Annotated in this window: 10 protein-coding genes; 7 read left to right on the plus strand and 3 right to left on the minus strand. The window is 67.1% G+C overall.

The window, feature by feature from the left end:
* Window positions 1–211 precede the first annotated feature (211 nt).
* Complete coding sequence (znuA, locus tag BGI51_RS06035; RefSeq protein WP_187980584.1) at window positions 212–1,198, minus strand: zinc ABC transporter substrate-binding protein ZnuA; 987 nt, start codon at window positions 1,196–1,198, stop codon at window positions 212–214.
* A 65-nt stretch (window positions 1,199–1,263) separates the two neighbouring features.
* Here znuA and BGI51_RS06040 point away from each other — a divergent pair, with 65 nt between their 5' ends.
* The 3 genes from BGI51_RS06040 to znuB are packed head-to-tail and all read left to right on the plus strand — an operon-like array spanning window position 1,264 to window position 3,294.
* Window positions 1,264–1,749, plus strand: coding sequence for a Fur family transcriptional regulator (locus BGI51_RS06040; protein ID WP_133860004.1), 486 nt, complete (start codon window positions 1,264–1,266; stop codon window positions 1,747–1,749).
* On the plus strand, window positions 1,746–2,516 hold the full coding sequence (gene znuC, locus BGI51_RS06045; RefSeq protein ID WP_187980585.1) for a zinc ABC transporter ATP-binding protein ZnuC: 771 nt from the start codon (window positions 1,746–1,748) through the stop codon (window positions 2,514–2,516). Before BGI51_RS06040 ends, znuC begins: the two co-directional genes overlap by 4 nt.
* Entirely contained in the window at window positions 2,509–3,294 is a 786-nt protein-coding gene (gene znuB / locus BGI51_RS06050; RefSeq protein WP_133860006.1) for a zinc ABC transporter permease subunit ZnuB, read from the plus strand. The genes znuC and znuB overlap by 8 nt, the downstream gene beginning before the upstream one ends.
* A 139-nt stretch (window positions 3,295–3,433) precedes the next feature.
* Here the strand turns inward: znuB and BGI51_RS06055 are convergent, their stop codons facing one another.
* Window positions 3,434–4,387: an aliphatic sulfonate ABC transporter substrate-binding protein gene (locus tag BGI51_RS06055; protein WP_187980586.1), complete on the minus strand. Its 954-nt coding sequence runs from the start codon at window positions 4,385–4,387 to the stop codon at window positions 3,434–3,436.
* A 197-nt stretch (window positions 4,388–4,584) separates the two neighbouring features.
* On the opposite strand from BGI51_RS06055, the gene BGI51_RS06060 reads away from it, so the two are divergent.
* Complete coding sequence (locus BGI51_RS06060) at window positions 4,585–4,881, plus strand: YciI family protein (RefSeq protein WP_187980587.1); 297 nt, start codon at window positions 4,585–4,587, stop codon at window positions 4,879–4,881.
* Between the two features lie 303 nt (window positions 4,882–5,184).
* Complete coding sequence (locus tag BGI51_RS06065) at window positions 5,185–6,246, plus strand: acyltransferase family protein (RefSeq protein ID WP_133860008.1); 1,062 nt, start codon at window positions 5,185–5,187, stop codon at window positions 6,244–6,246.
* A 57-nt stretch (window positions 6,247–6,303) separates the two neighbouring features.
* On the opposite strand, the gene BGI51_RS06070 is transcribed toward BGI51_RS06065, so the two are convergent.
* Window positions 6,304–7,320 carry a zinc-dependent alcohol dehydrogenase family protein gene (locus BGI51_RS06070; RefSeq protein WP_187980588.1) on the minus strand — a complete coding sequence of 339 codons (1,017 nt, stop codon included), beginning with the start codon at window positions 7,318–7,320 and terminating at the stop codon, window positions 6,304–6,306.
* A gap of 149 nt (window positions 7,321–7,469) precedes the next feature.
* On the opposite strand from BGI51_RS06070, the gene BGI51_RS06075 reads away from it, so the two are divergent.
* Together BGI51_RS06075 and BGI51_RS06080 are read left to right on the plus strand one after the other, a co-directional pair.
* Complete coding sequence (locus BGI51_RS06075; protein ID WP_027597405.1) at window positions 7,470–8,390, plus strand: LysR family transcriptional regulator; 921 nt, start codon at window positions 7,470–7,472, stop codon at window positions 8,388–8,390.
* Window positions 8,391–8,989: 599 nt separating this feature from the next.
* Complete coding sequence (locus tag BGI51_RS06080) at window positions 8,990–10,207, plus strand: efflux RND transporter periplasmic adaptor subunit (protein ID WP_187980589.1); 1,218 nt, start codon at window positions 8,990–8,992, stop codon at window positions 10,205–10,207.
* The last annotated feature ends 81 nt before the right edge of the window (window positions 10,208–10,288 follow it).

A 10,288-nucleotide genomic window follows, 5' to 3' on the forward strand; every position in this document is an offset into this window, starting at 1 on the left:
CGGGTCGAAGTGTCCGGACGATCTGCCGTAGCGGGAGCTGCGCTAGGGTGAACATGTCCGGGCGACCTCGGCGTTTCTGATCTGACAGTTGCAGATTAGGCCAATGGCCCTGAACGCTGCCTGAACTCGTCCTGAACGCAAGCTGAACGGCCGCGAAGTGGCCCGAGAGCGACGGATGGCAGCGGTTGCCGATCCGTCGCCCGGCAGGGGTTCAGGGCAGCTTGCCCAGGCAGCCGCCCAGGGTGTCGGCCACGGTCTGCAGGAGCTGGGCATAGCCTTGAGCACCGACCGGGATGCCTGCGCCGAGGGGATCGAGTTCCACCAGGGTCACCGGCAGACCGCTGCTCAGGGTGGTGGCGATCCTTGGCTGCAGCGGCGGCTCGGTGAAGACGCAGGTCGGGCCGGCGGCCTTGAGTTCTTCGCGCATGGCGGCCACGTGACGGGCGCCGGGCTGGACGTCGGCGCCCAGGGCGAAGACGCCACGATGGCTCAGGCCATAGGCTTCCTCGAAATAGTCGAACGCCTCGTGGAAGACGAAATAGGGCTTGCCGGCCAGCGGCGCCAGCTGGGTGCGCAGGCTCTGGTCCTTGGCGGCCAGTGCGCTTTCGAAGGTCTTGAGGTTGGCTGCGTAGCGTTGCGCATTGGCCGGATCGGCCTGGCTCAGGTCGGCGGCCAGCCGGGTGGCGATCACCCGGGCATTGGCCGGGCTCAGCCAGAGATGGGCATCCAGGCTGCCCGGACGATGGTCGTGGTCGTGGGCGTATTCCGGTTCGCCGCCCTGTTCATCACCGTGCTCGTGATCGTGATCGTGATCGTGCTCATCGCCGTGATCGTCGTCATGGGCGTCCGCATGCTCTGCGCCGAAGCGGCGCAGGTGCAGGCCGGGCAATTCCTGGATGGCCAGGTTGGGACCCTGGCGGTCCTTGAGCACCGCCGGCAGGAAGGTCTCCAGATCCGGGCCGATCCAGTAGACCAGGTTGGCCTCGCGCACCTGGCGCAGGTCCGAGGGCCGCAGGGCGTAATGGTGCGGCGAGGCGCCCGGTGGCAGCAGCACGGCCGGCTGGCCGGCGCCGTCCTGGATGGCCGCGGCGATCAGTTGCAGGGGTTTGATGCTGGTCAGCACCTTCACCTCGGCCTGGGCGGGCAGCAGGGTGCAGGCGAGCAGCAGGGAGGCGACGAGGGGTAGGAGGCGCGGCACGTGAAAATCCCGATTCTTAAGAGAGGTGCAATATAATAACGTCCTGGCTCCCAAGGTACTGTTTCATGTCCGACGCCCCCCTGGCCTTCCGGCCCCACGATCATTCGCGCTGCGTCGCCCACGCGCTGGCCGAGGCCGACACACTCTGCAGCCGCGCCGGCGTGCGCCTCACCGACCTGCGCAAGCGGGTGCTGGAGCTGGTCTGGCAAAGCCACAAGCCGCTTGGCGCCTACGACATCCTGGCCGTGCTCAGCGAGCAGGACGGCCGCCGTGCCGCGCCGCCCACCGTCTACCGGGCGCTGGATTTCCTGGTCGAGAACGGCCTGGTGCACCGCATCGCCTCGCTCAACGCCTTCGTTGGCTGCAACCATCCCGGCGAGGCCCATCAGGGCCAGTTCCTGATCTGCCGCAGCTGTCAGGTGAGCATCGAGCTGGAACAGCCGGCGGTGCACCAGGCCATCCTCGACGGCGCCAGCGCCGTGGGCTTCCAGGTGGAAGGCCAGACCGTGGAAGTGGTCGGTCAGTGCGCCGCCTGCCGGAAGCAGGCATGAGCGAGGCGCTGATCCGGCTGCAGGATGTCGGCGTGACCTTTGCCGGCCAGGCGGTGCTCGACCAGGTCAGCCTGACCCTGGACCCCGGCCGCATCGTCACCCTCATCGGCCCCAATGGCGCCGGCAAGACCACCCTGGTGCGCAGCGTGCTCGGCCTGCTCACGCCCGATCGCGGCAGTGTCTGGCGTCGCCCGCGGCTGCGCATCGGCTACATGCCGCAGAAGCTGCAGGTGGATGCCACCCTGCCACTGTCGGTGCTGCGCTTCCTGCGCCTGGTGCCGGGCGTGAATCGCGCCAGTGCCCTGGCCGCCCTGGGTGAAGTGGGCGCCGAGGGCGTCATCGACAGTCCCCTGCAGAGCATTTCCGGCGGCGAGCTGCAGCGGGTGCTGCTGGCCCGCGCGCTGCTTCGCCAGCCCGAGCTGCTGGTGCTCGACGAGCCCGTGCAGGGCGTCGACATCAACGGCCAGAGCGAGCTGTACCGACTGATCGGCCAGTTGCGCGAGCGCCATGGCTGCGGCGTGCTGATGGTCTCCCACGACCTGCATCTGGTGATAGGCGCCACCGACCAGGTGATCTGCCTGAATCGCCACATCTGCTGCTCCGGCCATCCCGAGCAGGTCAGCGGCGATCCGGCCTATCAGGCGCTGTTCGGCCAGAGTGCGCGCAACCTCGCCATCTATCACCATCACCACGATCACGCCCACGACCTGCATGGCAGCGTGGTCAAGACCCCGCATGTCCATGGAGCCCACTGCAAGCATGGCTGATTTCCTGCTGTATGCCCTGCTCGCCGGTCTCGCCCTCGCCCTCGTCGCCGGTCCCCTCGGCTCCTTCGTGGTCTGGCGGCGCATGGCCTATTTCGGCGACACCCTGTCCCACGCCGCCCTGCTCGGGGTCGCCGTGGGCTTCCTGCTGGATGTCAGTCCGACCCTGACCGTCACCGTCGGCTGCCTGGCGCTGGCCGTGGTGCTGGTGGTGCTGCAGCGCCGCCGCGGCCTGGCCGCCGACACCCTGCTGGGCATCCTTGCCCACAGCACCCTGTCGCTGGGCCTGGTGGCGCTGTCGTTCATGCACGAGGTGCGCATCGACCTGATGAGCTACCTGTTCGGCGATCTGCTGGCGGTGGGCCCGGCCGATCTGCGCTGGATCCTTGGCGGCAGCGCCGTGGTGCTGGTGGCCCTGGCCTGCCTGTGGCGTCCGCTGCTGGCCATCACCGTGCACGAGGAGCTGGCCCAGGTCGAAGGCCTGCCGGTAACCTGGATCCGCCTGGCGCTGATGCTGCTGGTGGCCATCGTCATCGCCGTGGCCATGAAGATCGTCGGGGTGCTGCTGATCACCTCGCTGCTGATCATTCCCGCCGCCACCGCCCAGCGCCATGCCCGCAGCCCCGAGCAGATGGCCTGTGGCGCCAGCCTGCTGGGCATGGCCGCGGTCTGCCTGGGCCTGACGCTGTCCTGGTACCAGGACACCCCGGCCGGCCCCTCGGTGGTGGTGGCCGCCGCCGGGATGTTTCTGCTGGGTTACCTCCTGCCCCGCCGCGCCTAGAGACTGCTCAAAGTCTGCTACGCGTCGGCCAGCCGGCGTTGAAAATGGCTTCGGAATGCTCATTTAGCACCACTAAACTCCGCTTCCTCAGCCATTTTAGCCTTGCCTGGCTCTAGCTCGCGAAACTTTGAACGGTGTCCTAGGGCGCCCGCCAGACCGCCTGACTGACATCCACCGCCCGGGGAATCAGCCCCTGGGCCTTGAAGATGTCCGCGGTCCGCTGCTGGGTGGCGATGATCTGCGGCGTCAGCGCCGTCGCGCCATAACCGGTACGCGCCTGCCAGGTGGCGATCACCGTTTCCGGCAGCCCGATCTGGGCAGCCAGGATGCGCGTCACCTCGGGCTTGTGGGCATTGGCCCAGGCGCCCGCCTTGGCCAGTTCCGCCAGCAATAGCCGGATCGCCGCGGGATGGGCGTCGGCGAAACGGCGGGAACCCTCATAGAAGCTGTTGGCGTGCAGCAGTCCCTGGTAGTCGGCGAGCACGCGCACCGGCTGGCTCTGCTGGATGGCCGCGAGATAGGGATCCCAGACCACCCAGGCGTCCACCGAGCCGTTGACGAAGGCGGCGCGGGCATCGGCTGGCGGCAGATAGACCGGCTGGATGTCCTTGAAGCTCAGCCCGGCCTTTTCCAGGGCGGCCACCAGCAGGAAGTTGGCGCTCGAGCCCTTCTGCACCGCCACCTTCCTGCCCTTGAGGCCGGCGACGTCATGGATCGGCGAGGCGGTCGGCACCAGGATGGCCTCCACCGCCTCGCTGGCCGGTTCCGCGCCCAGGTAGACCAGGTCGATCCCGGCCGCCTGGGCGAAGATCGGCGGCGGTGAACCGGTGTAGCCGACGTCGATGCTGCCGGCGTTGAGGGCCTCCAGCAACTGGGGGCCGGCCTGGAATTCGCGCCAGCTCACCTGATAGCCCTGGGCGCCCAGGGCCTGCTCCAGAGTGCCCTGGGCCTTGAGCACCGCCAGCAGACCGCCGCCCTTCTGATAGCCGATGCGCAGGACCTGGTCGGCGGCCTGGGCCGGGGCGAGCATCCCGAGTGCCAGTAGCAGAACGGCGCCCTGCGCCAGCCAGCGTCGGAGAGGGGAGCGAAACATGGCGACCTTCCTGATATTCCATTTGGAAAGGTAAGCGTGACCTACCTAGACCAAAATGTTTAATACGTTTCTCTGCTAAGGCTATGACCGGGCCGGGCAGAGAGAGCAGGCCAAGGTCCGATTGACGCTGGCACCAGGATCGCGCCACCCTGCGCCAGCGGCGGCCACCGGGGCCGTCGCCCCTCTCGGAGCCTGCCATGCCTTTTCTGATCGAGACCTTCGACAAGCCGGACAGCCTGGCCCTGCGCCAGCAGCATCGCCCGGCCCACCTGGATTTCCTGCGCGAGAACGCCGCGGCCCTGCTGGCCTGCGGCGCCAAGCTCAGTGACGATGGCGAGACCGCCAGCGGCAGCGTCTACATCGTCGATGTGGAAACCCGCGCCGAGGCGGAAGCCTTCATCGCCCGCGATCCCTTCACCAGCGCCGGTTTGCCGGGTGAGGTGCGCATCTCCCGCTGGCGCAAGGCGATTCTGGACGGCAAGGCGTTCGTCTAGGTGCTCTCTGGGGCGGCCTGACCGGCCGCCTTCGCCCTACCGCAGATTGGCTTAAGAACACCTTAAGCCTGGCACAATGCCACCTTAATCAACGCCGTTCGCAGCCGTTGCAAGTTCACACTTCCAGGAATCGATTCACAGAAAAGTGATGCAGCGCAAGAAAAGCCGGGCTTTTCCCGCCCTTACCGCAAGGAAGCTAACGAACTAGCCTAAGCTCACCGGGCTCAGATGATCTGATGCGCCGACATCCTTTCCCACTCCCGTGGAAACGCTGTCTCGCTTAGCTAGTACAGAGGACTCAGCATGACCAAGACCACGCCTGAAAAGGATCTGCGCATCGAGACGATTCGCGGACTGGCGCTGTTTCTGATGGTAGCGGGCCATGTCATCGGCAGTTCGTCGACCCTGGGCATGAAGGTGCCCGACGAATCGGTGCTGCGCTATCTCTACGATTCCCTCGTCTATGTCCGGATGCCGCTGTTCACCGCCATCTCCGGCTACGTTTATGCGCTGCGCCCGGTGAATACCGGCAGCGACCTGTCGCGCTTCTACCAAGGCAAGTTCAAACGCATCGGCATTCCCCTGCTGGTGGTGTCGACGCTGTTCTTCGCCTTGCAGATGGCGGTGCCCAACACGAACTACAAGCCGCAGCTGACCGATATTTTCAGCATCTACTTCTTCAGCTACGCACACTTCTGGTTCCTGCAGTCGATCTTCTGCATCTTCGTGGTGATCGCCCTGCTGGAGAAGGCCGGGCTGCTGCTGACCTTGCGCAACTTCGGCCTGGTGTTCGCCGTGGCCCTGGCGGCGTCCTTCGCCTGGGAGAGCTTCCCGGACCTGTTTAGCCTCTACAAGGCGGTGCAGCTGTTTCCCTTCTTCCTGCTGGGGCTGGGTCTCTACCGCTTCGGCGCGCAGCTCATCACCCAACGCAATGTCGTGACCATGGCCGTGGCCCTGGTGATCCTGGTGGCGATCGACCAGGCCTACCTGTTCGAGCTGGTCGATCTCGACGAAGGCGACATGGCCGTGGTGGGCACTGCCCTGGGGCTCGCCGCCATCAGCCTGCTGATCGCCCGCCGCTTCTATTTCAAGCCGCTGGCCTGGCTGGGCTACTTCTCCTTCGAGATCTACCTGTTCCACGTCTTCGGCACCGCCGGTGCGCGCATCGTGCTGAACAAGCTGCAGGTGCACGACGTCTGGGTAGTCTTTACCGTCAGCATGGTCATGGGCCTGTTCCTGCCGGTGGCGCTCAAGCTGGTGCTGGAACGGATCAGTCCGCTGCACTTCCTCAGCGTGGCCTTCTTCGGCGCCAAGACGCGGGTCAACCGCGCCACGCCGCCGCTGCAGAAGAAAGCCGCCGCCTAGGCCGAGCGGCCATGAAAAAAACCCACGCCAAGGCGTGGGTTTTTTATTATCGGCACATCACTCGACGCTGAGGACGACGCGGCCCCGAGTTGGGCACTGCTCCATGCAGCGGTGGGCCTCGACGAACTGCTCGAAGGGAAACACCTGCTTGATCTGCGCCTTGAGCAGGCGATCGCGGGTCAGCTGGTCGATGTGCTGCAGGGCTTCGCGCACCGCGGCGCAATCGGCTTCCAGGCCCATCTCCGGCTGGCCGGTGAAGTCCTGCACGCAGTGGATGTAGAGCTTGAATTTCTTCTTGAAGGCCGCGCAGGCCGGCAGCGGGGTCTGGTTGCCCCCGTTGAGGCCGTAGAGCAGCAGCCGGCCGCGGGGCGCCATGGCCTCGCCGAGCAGCGCCAGTTGCGGACCGCCCAGGGCATCCAGGGCGACGTGCACGCCGACGCCGTCGGTGATGCTGGCGATGCGACTAACCAGATCCTCTTCCTCGGCGGCGATGACCCTTTCCGCACCCAGCTCCCGCAGGTAGTCACGGTCGCCGGCATCGTGGGTACTGGCGATGACCCGGGCACCCAGGGCCTTGGCCAGCTGGATGGAGGCCGGGCCGCAGCAGCGACTGGCATCGGTGATCAGCACCCATTCGCCCGGTTGCAGCCGGGCCTGGTGCATCAGCGCGGTGTAGACGGTGAGCAGCGGGTTGTAGTGCACCGCGGCTTCCACCGGGGTGAGCACGTCCGGGTAGCGCACCAGGGAGGTGGCCGGATAGACCAGGTCGTCGCCATAGGCCGGGTAGCGATTGATGTCGTGGCCCAGGAAGCTGGCCACGCGATCGCCCACCGCCAGGTCGGCCACGCCCTCGCCCAGGGCGGTGACCACCCCGGCCAGCTCGCAGCCGAGACCGGCTGGCGGCACGGCCTGCTCGGGGGCCAGATTCTGCCGCCAGAGCACGTCGTACCAGCTCACGCCGATGGCCTGGACCCGCACCAGCACCTCGCCGGGACCCGCCACGGGCGTGGGTCGGTCGATGCAGGCGAGCACCTCCGGCGGGCCGAATTCGGTGAACTGGATCAGGCGGGACATGGCATTACCTCGCGTTGATGCCAACCCCGGGACGTTTGCCGAGGCGGACTGCTATGACTAGGACTCTAACCAGCCTTCCCTTAGGATTCTATGCATCCCCATCGATAATGGACATCGGGGGTATCGATCCACTCCCTGCCGGGGCCTGAATGAACCGTACCGATCTGCGTCGCGTCGACCTCAACCTGCTCATCGTGTTCGAGACCCTGATGCTCGAGCGCAGCGTCACCCGTGCTGCGGAAAAGCTGTTTCTTGGCCAGCCGGCGATCAGCGCCGCCCTGGCGCGGCTGCGCACCCTGTTCGACGATCCGCTGTTCGTCCGCACCGGGCGCAGCATGGAACCCACCCCGCGGGCCCAGGAGATCGCCGCCCTGCTGTCGCCGGCACTGGACCAGATCTCCAGCGCGGTGAGCCGCACCCAGAGTTTCGAGCCGGCCAGCGCCGACCGGGTATTTCGCGTCGGCCTGTCCGACGACGTCGAATTCGCCCTGCTGCCGCCGCTGCTCAGGCGCATCCGCATCGAGGCACCCGGCACCACCCTGGTGGTGCGGCGGATGAATTACCTGACCGCCGCCGGCATGCTGGCCTCCGGCGAGATCACCGTGGCGGTGGGCTATACCGAGGAATTGCCGGCCAATGCCAAGCGCCGGCCGGTGCGCCGCTTCGGCTTCAAGGTGCTGCGCGCCGACAGTAAGCCCGGGCGCCTGACCCTGGACGAATACTGCGCCCGCCCCCATGCCCTGGTGTCCTATGCCGGCGATCTCACCGGCTATATCGACGAATTGCTCGACAAGCTCGGCCGCCAGCGCCGGGTGGTGCTGGCGGTGCCCCAGTTCAACGGCCTGGGGTCGCTGCTGGCGGAAACCGATCTGCTGGTGATGGTGCCGGACTACACCGCGCGCCTGCTGGCCAGCACCGGTGGCCTGAGGTACGAGGACCCGCCGGAAGAGCTGCGCGACGGCAGCCATGAATTGCCGATGGCCTGGAGCGGCGCCCAGGATCACGATCCCGGCGAGCGCTGGCTGAGGTCGCGCATCCAGATGTTCATTGGCGATCCGGACAGTCTCTAGCGCCCGCCAGTGTCGTGCCTCTGGCCGCCGCGATGCGTCCGACGATCAGGGATAACGATTCCCTCGGCACCGTCCGCACCTTTGGCGCCAGGAACGCCGCCAGGCCCGGCGGCACCGCCCTGTCCCCCGCTACCCCCCTTGCCCGGTAGCGCGCCGCTACCGCCTGCGCCACCTGCACCGCCGGCTCCCCCGTTGCCGGCCAGGAACAGGTATTTAGAATGAGCAGGCGCGGGCGTCGGCAAGACCGGCTGGGCGGCCGTTGCCGCGCTGGCCAGTAGCGCAGTGATCAATACCAGGGCGTGGCTAGATAGCAACATCGTCATCCTCCTGCAGCGGGATCTCGGCCGGAGCCTGGAGACCGTCGCGGCGCGCATGGGCAAGGACAGGGTCTGCAGCCCTGCCACTCTAGCCCAGGGCGAAAGCCGAGCTGAAGCGCTCTAGGCTGCAACTCTACACTGAGCGCCATCACCGGCAGCGATACCTACGGCAAAACCATCACCATCATCGATAAATAAGTTCGAGCCCTTCGATTCGTCGTCGCCCTTGCGCGGCGGCAGACTCGCCTCCCTGACCTCTTTCCACCTCGGGCGGACTCGAACATGGATCTCTTCGCGAAAACCCTCGGCCCCCTGGCCCTGACCTCTACGCTGCTGCTTGCCGCCTGCGGCGATTCCCATCCCCAGGCCAGCGCCGCGCCGCCCGCGCCCAAGGTAAGCGCCGCCGAGGTGCTACGCCAGCCGGTGGTGGAATGGGACGAGGTGACCGGCCGCCTGGAAGCGCCCGAGTCCGTGGTGGTCCGTCCGCGCGTCTCCGGCTACGTCGACCGCGTGCTCTTCCACGAGGGTGCCCGGGTCAAGCGTGGCGACTTGCTGCTGCAGATCGATCCGCGCCCCTTCCAGGCCGAGGTCAAGCGCCTCGAAGCCGAGCTGCAACAGGCCCGCGCCAGCGCCAGTCGCACCGCCGACGAAGCCGCCCGCGGCGAACGCCTGCGCAGCAGCAACGCCATCTCCGCGGAAATCGTCGAGGCTCGCCGCAGCGCCGCCCAAGAAGCCAAGGCCAGCGTCGCCGCCGCCCAGGCACAACTGGATGCCGCGCGCCTGAATCTGGGCTTCACCGAGGTCCGCGCCGCCATCGACGGGCGCGTCGGCCGCGCCGAGGTGACCGCCGGCAACCTGGTCAACGCCGGCGACACCCGCCTCACCACCCTGGTCTCCACCGACAAGGTCTATGCCTATTTCGACGCCGACGAGCGTGTCTTCCTCAAGCAGCAGGCCCTGGCCCGCCAGGGTCAGCGCGGTACGGCCAGCCCGGTCTACATGGCGCTGTCCAACGAGGACGACTTCTCCCATGAAGGCCACATGGACTTCATGGACAACCAGCTCGATCCGCGCACCGGCACCATCCATGGTCGCGCCGTGTTCGACAACGCCGACGGTCGCTTCACCCCGGGGCTCTATGCCCGGCTGCGCCTGGTGGGCAGCGGCACCTACGACGGTACTCTGATCCAGGACGCCGCCGTGGGCACCGACCTGGGCAAGAAATTCGTGCTGGTGGTGGATGGCCAGAGCAAGACGGCCTATCGCACCGTCGACCTGGGTCCGCGCCTGGAAGGCCTGCGCATCGTGCGCAAGGGGCTGGAAGCCGGCGATCGCATCGTGGTCAACGGCCTGCAGCGGGTGCGCCCGGGCATGACCGTCGACGCCCAGTCGGTGCCCATGGCCGATGCCACCACCCTGGCTGCCCTCAAGCGCCAGCGTGACGCGGTCCTCGCCAGCCTGCCGGCGCCTACCCAGCCGCTCAAGGTGGGTAGCCGCTAGATTCCAGGCTCCACCCCGTCCCGTTTCAGACTTTCTCCCGTCCAGGCATCGCGGTATCGCGGTCATGGACCGCTCCCACGA

Source organism: Pseudomonas oryzihabitans, assembly GCF_014522265.1.
Classification (GTDB): domain Bacteria; phylum Pseudomonadota; class Gammaproteobacteria; order Pseudomonadales; family Pseudomonadaceae; genus Chryseomonas; species Chryseomonas aestiva.